The 13,338-nt window shown below is 70.5% G+C and carries 15 protein-coding genes; 7 read left to right on the forward strand and 8 right to left on the reverse strand.

Annotation, left to right across the window (positions count from 1 at the left end; translation table 11 throughout):
- Nucleotides 1–257 precede the first annotated feature (257 nt).
- The gene (locus ACYVLQ_RS10380) at nucleotides 258–869 is read right to left on the reverse strand and encodes a hypothetical protein (protein ID WP_460697181.1); all 612 of its coding nucleotides are present in this window, start codon (nucleotides 867–869) and stop codon (nucleotides 258–260) included.
- A 483-nt stretch (nucleotides 870–1,352) separates the two neighbouring features.
- Between ACYVLQ_RS10380 and ACYVLQ_RS10385 the strand changes: the two genes are divergently transcribed.
- From ACYVLQ_RS10385 to ACYVLQ_RS10400, 4 genes are read left to right on the forward strand one after another with little or no spacing between them, the layout of a single operon-like run.
- Complete coding sequence (locus ACYVLQ_RS10385; protein WP_460697182.1) at nucleotides 1,353–1,712, forward strand: rhodanese-like domain-containing protein; 360 nt, start codon at nucleotides 1,353–1,355, stop codon at nucleotides 1,710–1,712.
- A gap of 51 nt (nucleotides 1,713–1,763) precedes the next feature.
- A complete protein-coding gene (locus ACYVLQ_RS10390; RefSeq protein WP_460697183.1) occupies nucleotides 1,764–2,837 on the forward strand; it encodes a DUF4328 domain-containing protein in 1,074 nt (357 codons plus the stop codon).
- A complete protein-coding gene (locus ACYVLQ_RS10395) occupies nucleotides 2,834–3,601 on the forward strand; it encodes a glycerophosphodiester phosphodiesterase (RefSeq protein ID WP_460697184.1) in 768 nt (255 codons plus the stop codon). Before ACYVLQ_RS10390 ends, ACYVLQ_RS10395 begins: the two co-directional genes overlap by 4 nt.
- A 54-nt stretch (nucleotides 3,602–3,655) precedes the next feature.
- Nucleotides 3,656–4,576 (forward strand): DUF5926 family protein, encoded by a 921-nt coding sequence (locus ACYVLQ_RS10400; protein ID WP_460697185.1) that lies wholly within the window; start codon nucleotides 3,656–3,658, stop codon nucleotides 4,574–4,576.
- Between the two features lie 71 nt (nucleotides 4,577–4,647).
- On the opposite strand, the gene ACYVLQ_RS10405 is transcribed toward ACYVLQ_RS10400, so the two are convergent.
- The 5 genes from ACYVLQ_RS10405 to ACYVLQ_RS10425 all read right to left on the reverse strand — a co-directional run bounded on the left by ACYVLQ_RS10405 (nucleotide 4,648) and on the right by ACYVLQ_RS10425 (nucleotide 8,996).
- Nucleotides 4,648–5,196, reverse strand: a complete 549-nt coding sequence (locus tag ACYVLQ_RS10405) for a ferritin (protein ID WP_460697441.1) — start codon at nucleotides 5,194–5,196, stop codon at nucleotides 4,648–4,650.
- An 86-nt stretch (nucleotides 5,197–5,282) separates the two neighbouring features.
- Nucleotides 5,283–5,861: a ferritin gene (locus ACYVLQ_RS10410; RefSeq protein ID WP_460697186.1), complete on the reverse strand. Its 579-nt coding sequence runs from the start codon at nucleotides 5,859–5,861 to the stop codon at nucleotides 5,283–5,285.
- A 10-nt stretch (nucleotides 5,862–5,871) separates the two neighbouring features.
- Complete coding sequence (locus tag ACYVLQ_RS10415) at nucleotides 5,872–7,179, reverse strand: LCP family protein (protein ID WP_460697187.1); 1,308 nt, start codon at nucleotides 7,177–7,179, stop codon at nucleotides 5,872–5,874.
- Between the two features lie 81 nt (nucleotides 7,180–7,260).
- Nucleotides 7,261–8,055, reverse strand: coding sequence for a CPBP family intramembrane glutamic endopeptidase (locus ACYVLQ_RS10420; protein WP_460697188.1), 795 nt, complete (start codon nucleotides 8,053–8,055; stop codon nucleotides 7,261–7,263).
- A 176-nt stretch (nucleotides 8,056–8,231) separates the two neighbouring features.
- Nucleotides 8,232–8,996, reverse strand: coding sequence for a DUF2470 domain-containing protein (locus tag ACYVLQ_RS10425; RefSeq protein ID WP_460697189.1), 765 nt, complete (start codon nucleotides 8,994–8,996; stop codon nucleotides 8,232–8,234).
- A 100-nt stretch (nucleotides 8,997–9,096) separates the two neighbouring features.
- Here ACYVLQ_RS10425 and ACYVLQ_RS10430 point away from each other — a divergent pair, with 100 nt between their 5' ends.
- The 3 genes from ACYVLQ_RS10430 to ACYVLQ_RS10440 are packed head-to-tail and all read left to right on the forward strand — an operon-like array spanning nucleotide 9,097 to nucleotide 11,172.
- Nucleotides 9,097–9,555, forward strand: coding sequence for a hypothetical protein (locus ACYVLQ_RS10430; RefSeq protein WP_460697190.1), 459 nt, complete (start codon nucleotides 9,097–9,099; stop codon nucleotides 9,553–9,555).
- A 10-nt stretch (nucleotides 9,556–9,565) separates the two neighbouring features.
- Entirely contained in the window at nucleotides 9,566–10,486 is a 921-nt protein-coding gene (gene pheA / locus ACYVLQ_RS10435; protein ID WP_460697191.1) for a prephenate dehydratase, read from the forward strand.
- Nucleotides 10,483–11,172, forward strand: a complete 690-nt coding sequence (locus ACYVLQ_RS10440) for a histidine phosphatase family protein (protein ID WP_460697192.1) — start codon at nucleotides 10,483–10,485, stop codon at nucleotides 11,170–11,172. The genes pheA and ACYVLQ_RS10440 overlap by 4 nt, the downstream gene beginning before the upstream one ends.
- A gap of 161 nt (nucleotides 11,173–11,333) precedes the next feature.
- On the opposite strand, the gene ACYVLQ_RS10445 is transcribed toward ACYVLQ_RS10440, so the two are convergent.
- On the reverse strand, nucleotides 11,334–12,170 hold the full coding sequence (locus tag ACYVLQ_RS10445; RefSeq protein WP_460697193.1) for an ESX secretion-associated protein EspG: 837 nt from the start codon (nucleotides 12,168–12,170) through the stop codon (nucleotides 11,334–11,336).
- Nucleotides 12,167–13,336: a PPE domain-containing protein gene (locus ACYVLQ_RS10450; protein WP_460697194.1), complete on the reverse strand. Its 1,170-nt coding sequence runs from the start codon at nucleotides 13,334–13,336 to the stop codon at nucleotides 12,167–12,169. The genes ACYVLQ_RS10445 and ACYVLQ_RS10450 overlap by 4 nt, the downstream gene beginning before the upstream one ends.
- Nucleotides 13,337–13,338: the final 2 nt, after the last annotated feature.

Consider the following 13,338-nt stretch of genomic DNA (forward strand, 5'->3'; position numbering starts at 1 on the left):
TTCCTCATGATGTCGGGCCGTGTGCTCCCGAGGTGTCTCGGGCGCACCCAACCATCATTCGTACACCCGCTCGGTTGCAACCGGGTTCCATGCCCCCGGATTCCGATCCCGGCTCGGTTTCTCACCGTATGGACCGGGTCGGTGCGACCCGGGTACCCGGCATGCACGACGTTAGTCAGCGCGGAGCCTGCCCGCCTCCGTCGAACGGCGGGGATCATCGTCACAGCGCGTGAACAGCCGGTATACGAACTGCGCTCTCACATGGGCGGCGCGACATCCGGCAGCATCGTGCGCGGATCGCAGGCGTCGTGCGCCTTCCACCAGCGTCGGCCGCCGTCGGCGAATTCGGCGGGGGTGAGCGGGCGACCGTCCGAGGTCTCGACCTCGAGGCCCTCGAACCACACCCGGACGTCGAGTTCGCGCGGGTCGATGCCCTCCTGCTGGGAGAACTCCAGCACGTGTGCCGGGGGCCGGTCGCTGACGGTGGTGTCGAGGCTCAGCAGTTCGCGCCACAGCGCCCAGCCGCTGTCGTCGACATCGATGAAATCCCACCCGTGCAGCGCGCCGCCGCCGAACCCGGCGATCGCCTCGCCCAGGGTGTCCAGCGTCAGGGGGAAGATCTGCGGTTCCAGATCGTCCCACTCCTGTTTGCGCAGGGACGCGGCGACTCGGCTGACGCCGGTCAAGGTCAGGATCACGCGGCGGTCCTCGGGCGGCGGCCCGTCGACGGGAAGGGTCAGCACCTCCAGTTCGAGTCGCACCCGCGCGGCCGCGGCGTCGACCGCGACGCCGAGGCAGGTGGCCTCGGCAAGCGCGGTGTTCAGCCCGGCCGCATCCATTCCGTCGAGTAACCCCCTGCTCGCGTCCATATGCCAAGGCTACCGAGCGCGCCGGGCAGAGCCCGGGATTTCGGTTTCTCGCTAGTGTTGTCGTTTTTTTCGGAGACATTTTTCGGAGACAAGGGAACCAAATGGCCGGGCGTCCCGTCCAAGTAGTTGTCGGGACCACGCCGCGGATCTCGGATATGTGCTGGACCTGCGGCGTGGCCCCGCCATCGGCGGCGGGTGACCGCTCCGGGATGAGGAGGGGAGTCTCGGATCGGTCGCCCGCATGCGCTCCGTCCGCCCATCGCACCCGTTCCGGGCGACCGATCGGTCGGCTCACCCTAAACCTGTGGATCAGGTTGTGGATTATGTGGATAACTAGGGCCGGAATAGGCGCAGTTCGCGACCGCACAGGGGATGTGACCGGGTATGACCCGGCGGAACCGACCGCATGTCCGCCCATGCCGCCCGACGCGGAAGACCAGCGGAACTCCCCGCCCGTCCGGCGCCCGTGGCAGGATCGACACCGTGACGAGCCCCGAAGTTCCGTCGGTGCCGGTCGACGAAGTGCCCGCCGAGTTCGACGCTGCCCTGCCCACCGTTTCGGCCATCCTCCTCGACGTCCGCGAGGACGACGAGTGGCAGCTCGGCCACGCGCCCGGCGCCCGCCATATTCCGATGGCCGACGTGCCCGCCCGGGTCGACGAGCTGGACTACGACTCCGACATCTACGTCGTCTGCCGCCAGGGCGGCCGGTCCATCGAGGTGGTGAAGTATCTGACGCACGTCGGATTCGACGCCGTCCACGTCGTCGGCGGCATGGTGGCGTGGCAGCGCTCCGGCCGTCCGCTGGCCGGTGCGGACGAGCACGAGGCGAAGATCTACTGATGGCCCACGGCTTCCGATGACACAGCTATTCATGAAAGGGGGCGGCGCCCGATGAGTACGGTCGTGCAGCCCTGCGCCCGCTGCGGGTCGCGCTGGGCGGTGCAGGGCAGGCCGATGCACTGGTGCCCGCGCTGCCGCGGCGTGCTGCTGTCGCCAGCGCCGGTCGACGCCCCCGCCGAGCACCGCAACTATCGCTGGGTGGCCCGGCCGCCGGGGCAGCATCCGCGCGACGGCCGGTCGAGCCGCGCCGCCCGGCCCGCGCGGTCGACCCCCCGCTATGCCGAGATGCCCCGCTGGGGCCTGTGGGACGAGCCGCCGCGATCGCCGGCGGTCGTGCGGCATCCGCTCTCCCGGCTGACCGATCGTCTCGAACGCCTGCTGGTGACCACGGCGGTCCTGTTCGCGGTGGCGGGCGTCGCCGAACTCGGGCGATATCTGATCCTGCTGGTCAACCGCACCCGGCTGATTCACCCCGCGACGCTGCTGGTCTCCGATATCGCGGTCTATGCGAGCGCGGTGCTGGCGCTGCTGTTCGCCCTGGCCGGCGCCCTCGCGCTGATCGGCTGGCTGGTCGACGCCCGCCGGGCCGCGTACGCGCGGGACGGGCGCCGGGATCCGCGGTCGCTGCCGATGCTGCTGTGCGGGTGTGTGATTCCCGGGGTGAACCTGATCTGGCCGGGCGTGTACCTGATGGAGCTGGTCCGGCGGCTCGGCGGGGACCCCCGTGCCGTGCGGGCGGCGCGAATCTGGTGGTGCGCGTGGGTGTGCAACGGCGCGATGGTGGTCGCCGCCCTGTGGTGGCGCACCGCCGATTCCCTGCAGACCCAGGCCGACGGTGTGATGTTCACCGTCTGGACCGATCTGGCGGCCGCCGCGGTCGCCGTGCTGTCGCTGTGGGTCGTCAGGCTGATCGAGGGGCGTGACCTGCGCGGTCGCGTCCGGATGCCGAAGCGGTGGCTAGCGGCGGTGGGTCCGGTCGCCCCGGTCATCGAGCCCGTGCACCCGGTGGCGGAAGGTCATGGGCGCGCACCGGATTCGGCGGTCGGGAAGAATGGCGGCTCCGATGCGGAGCCCGAGGTGGCGTCCGAGGCCGGGTCCGAGCAGGAGGAGGTCATGGCGAAGTGAGCCGAGACAGTCGCGCACCGTTCGTGGTGGCGCACCGCGGCGCGTCGGGCGCGCGCCCGGAGCACACCCTGGCGGCCTTCGAGCTGGCGCTGCAGGAGGGTGCCGACGGCGTCGAATGCGATGTCCGGCTCACGCGCGACGGGCACCTGGTGTGCGTGCACGACCGGACCGTGGATCGGACGTCCTCGGGCACCGGGCTGGTCAGTGAGCTGAGCCTGGACGAACTGCGCGAGCTGGACTTCGGCGCCGACGACGCGCCCGCGGGCGTGGTCACCCTCGGCGAGCTGATCTCGCTGGTGCTCGACTGGCGCAGCCGCCCGACCAAGCTGTTCATCGAGACCAAGCATCCGGTGCGCTACGGCGCGCTGGTCGAGGCCAAAGTGCTGGCGGAGTTGCAGCGCTTCGGCATCGCGACACCGGCCTCGGCCGATCACTCCCGGGCCGTGGTGATGTCGTTCGCCGCCACCGCCGTGTGGCGCATCCGGCGCTCGGCCCCGCTGCTGCCCACGGTGCTGCTCGGCGAGTCGTCGCGGTACCTGGGCGGCAGCGCCGCGACCACCGTCGGCGCCACCGCCGTCGGTCCGTCGGTGAAGACCCTGCGCGACCATCCCGACCTGGTCGACAAGGCGGCCGCGGCCGGGCGTGCCACCTACTGTTGGACCGTCGACGCGCCGGAGGACGTCAAGCTCTGCGCCGATCTCGGCGTCAGCTGGATCGCCACGAATCACCCGGGTCGCACCAAAGCGGTCCTGGCCACGGTGTGACTCTCGTGCGCCCCTGCGCCGTGTGTTCGATCCGACACTGTAGGTTCACCGTTCGTGGGTAAGAGCAAACGGAATCAACCCAAGTCCGACAGCAAACGGGCCCAGCGTCTCGCCGAGCGCCGCGCGGCACAGGAGCAGGCGGCGCAGGCCGCCGCGCGCCCGTTCGCCGGTCTGGCCGCCGAATGCGATCTCGTCGCGTTACGGGAGTTCGTGCCGTCGGCGACCGCGACGCTGAAGCTGTCGAGCGGGGTTGCCGCCGAGCGCCCCGTCACGCTCGCCACCGTGCTGCCCGGCGCGGTCGCCGCCCTGGTGCGCGCGGGTGACGAGCCGATCGGTTTCGTCGGCGCCCAGGTGCAGTTCCAGTCGGAGGATCCGGCGGCCGATCTGGCCGCCGCCGTGCTGTGGACGCAGGGCGCCGAGCCCGGCGAATCCCTGCAGGCCGCCGCCGAGGCCGCCGCGGCGCCCGCGCTGGGCGAGGTGATCGATCCGGGCGCCAGCCTGGATCTGACCGTGCACCAAGACTTCAACTGGTGGGTGCCCGCGGGCGTGACCCCGGATCCGCAGGTCGCGGCGACCATCGAGCAGGCGAACCAGGCGATCATGCCGTCGGATCGGCTGGAACTGGGCGGCGATGCGATCGGCGCGGCCTGGTGGGTCGACGCCGGGGAGAAGGCGCACGTGCGCTGGGTTCGCCCCGAGGACGAGGACGCGCTGATGCTGGCGCTGGCCCGCGTGCACGCCGCGGGCGGGCTGAATCTGGGTGACGGGTCCCGGTTCGCGGGATCCTTCCGCACGCACGGGCTGCTGGTGCCGGTGTTCGACCTGGACCGCGAGCGGCACCCGAGCGAATGGGTCACGCCCGCCCGGGAATTCGGCGCGCGGCTGGCGGAGGCGGCGGCCTCGGACGTGCCGTTGAGTTCCGACGAGCGGCGGTCCCGCGACGGGCTGCGGTCGCGCCAGGTCACGCTGCGCTAGCGGCCGGAGTAAACGAAAAGCTCGGCTCCGCGCGGGCGGAGCCGAGCGTCGCTCACTCACTGTGGGGAAACTCAGATCGCTCCACCCGCCGCGTGCGGCGCACCCGATGTGTCGTCCGGCCCGCTCATCTCGCGGGAGACGAAGTACTCCAGATCGAACAGGTTCTGGCCCGCGCGGTCGGCGACGGTGAGCAGCGTCGTCATCCGCGCGACCTCCTCGACCTGCTCCTTGAGGAACCACTGCATGAACTGCTCGCCCAGGTAGTCGCCCTCTTCGCGGGCGGTGCTGGCCAGCTGGACGATCTGATCGGTGACCGTCTTCTCCTGGGCCAGGGCCAGGGCGATGGGCTCGCGCGCATTCTCGAATTTCGACTTCGCGCCGTCGATGCCGGACAGGTCGATGCTCATATCACGATCGAGGAAGTACTGCGCGATCATCATCGCGTGGTTGCGTTCCTCGACGGCCTGCTTGTAGAAGTACTTCGCCAACACCGGAAGATCGGCATTGTCGAACCATACCGCGATTGCGATGTACTGATGTTCGGCATTGAATTCGTGCCGAATCTGATCGTGGAGCAAGCTGTGGAACTTGCTGCGTGGGGTTTCGGGGTGGCTGGACATGAGCACGACATTAATGCTGGTAATCGCGCTTGTCATCCAAGTGCACCCTTATTGAGCACAACCTTATTGAGGCAAGTATTGCCTAATCAAATGCGAGTTGTTCCCGCCATTTTCGGTGCGGCCGGATCCGGCTTCGAGGGACGTTGCAGTTCGCGCGCGACGAAGTCCTCGACATCGAAAAGGTTGCCGTCGGCGCGGTCGCATACGGCGAGTAGCGTCGTCATCCGGGCCACCTCCGCCAATTGGTCGCGCAGGAACCACTGGACGAACTGCTCGCCGAGATAGTCGCCGGTCCCGGCCGCGGTGCGGGCCAGGGCGTTCAGCCGATCGGCCAGGCGCTGTTCGCGCCGCAGCATGAAGTCGACTGCGGCGCGCGCGGAATCGAAGGTGGGCACGATCTCGTCCAGGCCGCCGATCTGGACCGGGATATCCCGGTCCAACAGGTACTGGATCATGCGCAGCGCGTGTGCGCGTTTGTCGTCCCCGCCGCGGTAGCAGACACCCGCCAGCCGCGGCAGTCGCTGAGTGTCCAGGTACACCGCGGCGGCCAGATACTGCCGGGCCGCGGTGAATTCATGGCGAATCTGGTCCCGGAGCGAATCCGGAAACGACCGTTCGCCGTCGGCGGCGGGAACGTTGTCCGGGGTGTGACCGTCGTTCGGCATGTGCTCGACGTTACCGCGTGATCAGGTCCGCGGGGATGGGCTTGTCCGATGCGAGTGCGTCGAAGAACCGGCCCGCCTTCTCCTTGTCCCACAGCACCACGTTGCCGCTGCCGGACACGTCGTCGAAGCCGCCGATCGGGACCGTGGTGGTCACGGTGTCGCCGCGCAGGCCCCACCCCAGCCGGGCCAGATCCCAGATGTGGTCGCCGTTGTCGACCCGCAGCGAGTTGGTCAGGCCCTGTGCCAGCGGCCAGCTGCGCAGCGGATTGACCAGGGTGCCGGTGCTGGTCGCCTTCTTCAGCAGGGCGGCCATGAACATCTGCTGGTTCTGCATGCGGTCGAGGTCGGCCCGGGGCGTGGCGCGGGTGCGCACGAAGCCGAGTGCCTGGGCGCCGCCGAGATGCTGGCATCCGGCGGGCAGATCTATTCCGGCCAGCGGATCGTCGATCGGATAGGGCAGGCACATATCGATACCGCCCACCGCGTCCACCATTCCGGCGAAACCGCCGAAACCGATTTCCGCGAAATGGTCGATGTGCAGGCCGGTGATCGTTTCCACGGTCTGCGCCAGCAGTTTCGGGCCGCCCGCGGAATAGGCCGCATTGAGTTTGTCCCGGCCGATGCCGGGAATGGGCACGTAGGAATCGCGCGGCAGGCTCACGATGGTGGTAGCGCCGGACTTCGGGACGTGCACCAGCATGATCGTGTCGCTGCGCTCGCCCCCGGCATCGGAGGTGTCGCCGGTGGAGAGTTCGCTCTCCTGATCCTTCGTCAAGCCCAGGCGACTGTCGGATCCGGTCAGCAGCCAGTTCGTGCCGGGCGTGTCGCCGATGCGGTCGGTGTAGTCGCTCAGCGCATCGATGCGATGCAGCGAGCGGTCCAGATAGATGGCGGCGACGATCGGCGTGATCAGCACGACCAGCAACAGCGCGACGAGCCAGCGGCCCCAGTGCCGCTTGCGGCGCATCCGCGGTTCCGGCGGCGGCCGCTCCCGGCGGCGCGGCGGCGGACCGGGAGGTGGGGGCGGTGGTGGTTCGCGATACGGCACGGGGCGCTGCGTCGGCGCGTGACCTGCGGGTCTGCGCGGCGGGCCCGGGCGGTAGCGGGGCGGCGGATTGTCCGTGGGCGGTACCTGGGACCAGGCCAGGGCCTGTTCGCGGGCGCCGTCGCGGCGCATCACCTGGGTGGGCTCGTGCGGTGGCCTCGGCTGCCCGCCGCGCGGGTACCGCTGATCGGGCGGGGGCGGCGCGGGTCGGCCGGGGCCCGGCGGCGGGACCCGGCGCGTCCGCGCGTACTGCTGGGGGTCGTCGCCGTTCATCACCGAGATGCTACTGATCCGCCGGGCTCGCCGGTTCATCTCGAGTCGATGACGATCCTCACGGTTTCGGTGCCCAGGCGTTCAGGGCAGCCAGGACGCGTGCCCGCGCAGCAGGGCGTAGCCGACATAGGCGACCGTATCGATGGTCGCGTGGGCCAGCACCAGCGGCCACAGCCGGTCGGTGCGCTGCCAGAACTTGCCGAACACCAGGCCCATCACCAGATTGCCGAGACCGCCGCCGAGGCCCTGGTACAGGTGATAGCTGCCGCGCAGCAGGGCCGAGGCGAGCAGCGATCGGTGCTCCGTCCAGCCCAGCGCCCGCAGTCGGGTGATGAGATACGCCACCACCAGGATCTCCTCGGCCACGGCGTTCGCCAGCGCCGACAACACCAGCACCGGCAGCCGCCACCAATGATCGCCGAGCGAACTCGGCACGATGGTCACGCTGAATCCCATCGCATGGGCCACCAGATACAGCCCCAGCCCGGGCAGGCCGATTACCGCCGCCAGCGCCAGGCCCGGAAGTATGTCGCCGCGCCAGCGAATGCGAGCCAGGCCGATCAGTCGCGGCCCGATCCCACTGCGCCACAACAGATACAGGCCGAGCGCGCCCCAGCCCAGCAGCCGCAGCACGCTCAGCAACTGGAACATCAGATCGATGGCCGACTGCGCCGCCCGCGACGGATTCAGCGCCACCGTCTGCCCGCCGACCCCACCGGGCGCCAGCGCGCTCTCGAGCAGCGACAGCGCCGCGTTGGCCCCACTCAGCCCGAACGTGACCACCAGGACGATCGCGATCTCGATCCGAACGGCCGTGCGCTGCCGCCCGGTAGCGGGCTCGCGCCAGCCGGACACGGAATCGGCGGAAGACACCATGCCAGCCAATCTATGCGCGGCCCACCCTCACCCCATCACCCCCGCTCCCCGGCTCCACGCACCCCGTGCGTATTCACGCACCCCCTCCAGCAGCTGGAGAGGGTGCGTGAAGGGGCAGCGGGTGCGAACTGTCGGCGCGGGCGTGTCCGGGCTGGGCGAAAGGGGTTGGGGCGCTGTCAGATGCGGCGCATGCCGTGCAGGAAGGGGCAACCGGCGAGGATGCGGACCGCGCGGCTGAGGGCCTGGATATCGTCGACGGGGGATTCGAAGGGCAGGCGGACGTCGTGGTCGCCGTCGTCGGGGCTCTCCACGCGCAGGGTCACGCCGTAGCGGTCGATGGCCAGCGGGTGCACCGCGCCGCCGCGCAGCCGGACCGGCAGGTGCCGGGCCAGTTGCGCGACCACGTCGGCGTGGTCGGCGTCCATATGCTGCAGCCAGGCCGCCTCCAACTCCCAGAACGGGTCGGCCTGGGCGGTGCGCAACTGCTCCTGGCAGGCCGAGGCCGCGCCGCTGGAATCGGCCACCACCGCGGAGTCGATCACCAGCCGCAGCAGGGTGGTGGTGTGGCCGACGTCGAGCAGCGCGGGATGCGCGTGCTCCTTGGCGACCTCGCCCGCCAGGACACGCTGGGCGTGCTCGGGGACCGCGCGCACCCGGCCGCGCAGCCATACCAGCGCGCGGACCGGCTCACGCAGCGGCAGTGGCGCCATATCGGTGAGCTCCAGTACGGCGGGCGAACCGAGCGGGCCCCATGCCGCCGTCACCGCCGGGGAATCCACCGGCACCGCGATCACCGCATCGCCGCAGGCACGCAGGTGATGCACGGTGGTCGGGACGGGATCGGCGCCGGGGAGGGCGAGCACTGCCTGCTCGGCGTGAGCGCAGGCATTTCGCACCCGCTCGGCCGTGGACGGTGCGGCGGTCGTGGTCGTGCGCGGCATGCATACCTCCAGATGTCCGAACCCGGCGCTGTAATTAGGTAAACCTAAGCTAAGTGACGACGAGGGGTTGCGCAAGCGTTGCGATCGCTACGGTGGAAACGTGCCGCACGATTCGAATCCGCCCGCCGAGCCGGTCCTGGTACCGCTGAGCGTGCCGCCGAAGCCGTCCGTGGGTCTGGTGGAAGGTCTGGTCCGGGCGCCCGCTGGGGTGTCCGATGCGCCGCTGCTCGACGGCGCGGCGTCGGACTCGCAGGTCGCCGCCTTTCTGGCCGGAGCCGCGCATGCCGATACCGGATTCGTGGCCCGTGTCGGGTCGGGGGAGCGGGCACTGGCGGTGGTGGCGGCCACGGCCGCCGCGCTGTGCGGCGAGGACATCGCGGCTGCGCTGCGCGAACCGGATATCGAATTCCTGCGCGGACTCGAAGCCCCGGCGGTGCAGGCGTTGCGCGAGGTGTTGCTGGCCGTGGAGTCGGACCGGCCCGGCGAGGTCGCACGCACCCTGGCGGTGCTGGCCCCGGACATCGTGCAAACTCCCGGCCCGCCCCCCACTCCTCGGTAATGTCGTATCCGTGCCGCGTATCGCCTATTTCGGGCCGTCGGGAACCTTTACCGAGATGGCCCTTGTCAAGTTCGAGTCCGCGAACGTCTTCGACGGACCGGTCGAACGCGTCGCCGCACCCAGCCAGGGCGCCGCGCTCGAACTGATCCGGGCCGATGAGGTCGACGGTGCGGTGGTGCCCATCGAGAGTTCGGTGGAGGGCTCGATCTCGCCGACGCTCGACGCGCTCGCTGTCGGCCCCCGCCTGCAGATCGTGGCCGAGACCGAACTCGACGTGGCGTTCACGATCGTGGCCCGGCCGGGCGTCGCCCTGCACGAGGTGCGGACACTCGCCGCCTACCCGGTCGCCGCGGCGCAGGTGCGGGTCTGGCTGTCGAACCATATGCCGCGGGCACGGCTGTACACCTCGTCGTCCAACGCGGCCGCGGCGGAGGACGTGGTGGACGGTCACGCCGAGGCCGCGGTGTCGACCACGCTGGCCGGGGAGCGGCTGGGGCTGGCGGTGCTGGCCTCCGGAGTGGCCGACCACGACCGGGCGGTGACCCGGTTCGTGCTGGTGACCAGGCCGCGGGTGGCGCCGCCGCGCACCGGCGCCGACCGGACCTCGCTGGTGGTGCTGGAGTTGGCCAACGAACCGGGCGCGCTGATGCGGGTGTTCGCGGAATTCGCCACGCGCGGAGTCGATCTCACCCGCATCGAATCGCGGCCCACCCGCACCGGGATGGGCACCTATCGGTTCTATCTGGATTGCGTCGGGCACATCGACGACACCGCGGTCGCCGAGGCGCTCAAGGCGCTGCACCGAACGGCCGGGCGGATCCGCTACCTGGGTTCGTGGCCCGCGAGTTCGCCCAGCGGCAGCATGCCGCCGCCGGACGAGCCCGCGGCGGCCTGGCTGGAAGACTTGAAGAAGGGGGTGGCCGACCTGTGAGCGAGCCTGCGCGCGACAAACTGGTCCTGGTGCGGCACGGCGAGACCGAGGGCAATGTCGCGAAGATCCTCGATACCCGCGTGCCCGGTCTGCCCCTGACCGAACGCGGTGTGGCGCAGGCGAAGTCGTTCGCGGCCACCCTCGCGCCGCCGCGGCGGCTGTTCTGCTCGGCGGCGCTGCGGGCACGCCAGACCGCCGGTCACGTCGAATCGGTGACGGGTGTGCCCGCCGAGGTGCTCGAGGGGCTGTACGAGGTCCAGGTCGGCGAGTTGGAGGGCGCGAATTCCGATGCGGCGCATCGGATGTTCCAGGATGTCTACCACGCCTGGCACCTGGGCGAACTACAGGTGCGGTTGCCCGGCGGCGAGACCGGGCAGGAGGTGCTGGACCGGTATCTGCCCGAACTGGACCGGATTCGCCGGGAGTTCCTGCGGCCCGGTGCCGATCGGCTCGGCGACATCCTGCTCGTCAGTCACGGTGCCGCGATGCGTTTGGTGGCGCGGGCGATCGGCGGCGTGGAGCCGCCGTTCACGACCAACAACCACCTGGACAACACGGAGACGATCGAATTGCTGCCGCGCTACCACGGCCCGGAGTTCCAGGGCTGGGAGTGCGTGCGGTGGGGCCGCTACACCCCACCCTTCGAATACGACGCCGAACCCACGGCAGACGACCCCATGGGGTAGTAACGGCCGGTTGCAACTCCGGCTCGCCCCCATGGGTAACGGCCGGGTCGCAACTCTGGCTCGTCCCGATGGGTAGCGGCCGGGTTGCAACTCTGGCTCGTCCCGAGGGGTAGTGGTCGGGTGCAACTCTGGCTTGCCCCGAGGGGTAGCTGCTCGGTGCTCTAGCCGCCCAGTACGCCTGGGGTCGGCTTGAAATCCTCGCGTAGCGGGAGGGATTCGATCAGGTTCTCGAGGGCGGCGCGTAGGCGGGCCGGGGTGCCGCTGCTCAGGGACGACCATTTGACGTCGTCGTCGGAGACGCTGGTGGTCGATAGGAAGCGGCCGTTGCGGGTGTCGAAGACGGCGACGTGGTTGGGTGAGAAATCGCGCTCGCCGTCGCCGTAGATGACACCGACGATCTCCGCCGCGGACTGGATCTCGACCAGTGCCGCGGCCAGGATGGTGGCGTCCTGGTCCGGCTTGCCGACCTGTGCCAGGCGCCGCGCGGTGGCGGCGGAGTCGCCGGTGTCACCCAGGATCGGGGCCAGTTCCTCGGTCGGCGCGTTCATGCCGTACAGCTCGAGCGCCGGGGGCGAGCCGAGCGCCGCGATCACCGTCCCTGGCAGGTCGGGGCCGCACTGGTCGATGACGAAGGAGTCCGGGCCGCGCAGGGCGACGACCTCGAGGTCGTCGGCCTTGGCCACGCACAGCCGATTCACCGCGTCGCCGACGATCCAGCGCATCTCCAGGGCCCAGTGCGGCCGGTCCAGCGCCCGCATGCGATCCGCGAGTTCCGGCGCGACCGCGTCACCGTGCAGCAGACCTCGCTCGGTGAGTGATTCGGCCGCGCCGGACATCGCCTCGGAGTAGGTGACGTTGTTCTCGTAATACCGGTTGGCGCTCAGCACCACCGGGATGTCGGTGAGTTCCAGTCGCTCCTGCAGCAACTGGAACTCGTGAAACGACAGCGTGACCGCCTCCAGCATGGACGGCCCGTTACCCGCTCCGAGCACCGTCACCTAGTGCTCTCCGCGGACGCGTCGGCGCCGATGACGCCGGGCGCGATGACACCGCCCTCGGCGAAGTGCTCCCCGCGCAGGTAGTCGTTGCCCGAACGCTCTTCCTCTTCCTCGTCGTTGTGAGCCTGGTTGCCCAGCAACGGGTTACCGGTGGCGTTGTTCGCGCGGGCCGGAGCGGGCGCACCCGACTGGCTCACGGCGGCCGACTCGGCGGCGGTGGCCGCGGCCGGGCCGCCTCCGAGCGCCGAGCCCGCGCCCCAGCCGTCGGGGAGCTTGAGCGAACCGGCGTTGTTCCCGATGCCGACGGAGCCGCCGGAGAACGAGACGGCGCGCGTGGCCGCGGCGGTGCCGCCGACCGCGCCGACCGAGGCCATCATCGGGCCCGCGAAGCTCGGGACGCCGGTGCTGCCGTTGAATGCCGAGGAAATCGCCGTACCGGCGACGTTTCCGGCGGTGGTGACCCCGGTGCCCGCCATCGACACCGCCGATTGCGCGGCCTGGGTGGCGGCGCTCACCACCGACGGGTTGCTCGCGAGGCCCTGCGCGGCGGCGATCGTGGCCTGCAGCGGATCGCTCGGTGTGGCCTGCATGGTCGCGGATTCACCGCCCTGGGCGGTCCCGGCGCCGGCCGCGACGGGCGGCGGGGTCAGGAACTCGCCCGGCGTGGTGACCAGTGCGGTGGTAGCGGCCTCGTAGGTCTCCATCACCAGCGCGGCGCGGGTGTCCATAGCGACCCGCGCGGCCTCGGCCGCGGCGAAGCTGCCCGAGACGATTCCGGGCGGGGTGTGGGCCGCCGCCACGGCGGCGTTGGTGGCCCCGATCTCCGGCGGGCTCGGCATCACCAGTGCGGCAACGCCGTAGGCCGTGGCGTTGGCCGCCGTCTTGGCGCTCATGGTGGCCGCCATGGTGGTCTGCTGGCCCGCCCAGCCGAGGAAGCCGGTCAGCTTGCTCAGGGCCGCGACGCCGTTGATGCCCTCCATGCCGATGCCGAGTTCGGCCATCACGCGGGCCACGGTGGCCCCGGCCTCCGCCCAGGCCGCGGACAGCCCGCCCCAGGCCGTGCTCGCCGCCACGATCGGCACCGCATGTGCCCCCGAATGGAGTGTGGCGCAATTGACTTCGGCGGGTCTGAGCCCCCAGATGGCTCCGGTGATCCCTGCAACCATGG

Source organism: Nocardia thraciensis (genome assembly GCF_054782435.1).

Bases quoted from the DNA above. Each gene is read 5' to 3' on its own strand.
- ACYVLQ_RS10380 (WP_460697181.1), bottom strand. From the start codon at position 869: ATGGACGCGAGCAGGGGGTTACTCGACGGAATGGATGCGGCCGGGCTG.
- ACYVLQ_RS10450 (WP_460697194.1), bottom strand. From the start codon at position 13,336: ATGGTTGCAGGGATCACCGGAGCCATCTGGGGGCTCAGACCCGCCGAA.
- ACYVLQ_RS10405 (WP_460697441.1), bottom strand. From the start codon at position 5,196: ATGTCCAGCCACCCCGAAACCCCACGCAGCAAGTTCCACAGCTTGCTC.
- ACYVLQ_RS10390 (WP_460697183.1), top strand. From the start codon at position 1,764: ATGAGTACGGTCGTGCAGCCCTGCGCCCGCTGCGGGTCGCGCTGGGCG.
- ACYVLQ_RS10425 (WP_460697189.1), bottom strand. From the start codon at position 8,996: ATGCCGCGCACGACCACGACCGCCGCACCGTCCACGGCCGAGCGGGTG.
- ACYVLQ_RS10410 (WP_460697186.1), bottom strand. From the start codon at position 5,861: ATGCCGAACGACGGTCACACCCCGGACAACGTTCCCGCCGCCGACGGC.
- ACYVLQ_RS10420 (WP_460697188.1), bottom strand. From the start codon at position 8,055: ATGGTGTCTTCCGCCGATTCCGTGTCCGGCTGGCGCGAGCCCGCTACC.
- ACYVLQ_RS10415 (WP_460697187.1), bottom strand. From the start codon at position 7,179: ATGAACGGCGACGACCCCCAGCAGTACGCGCGGACGCGCCGGGTCCCG.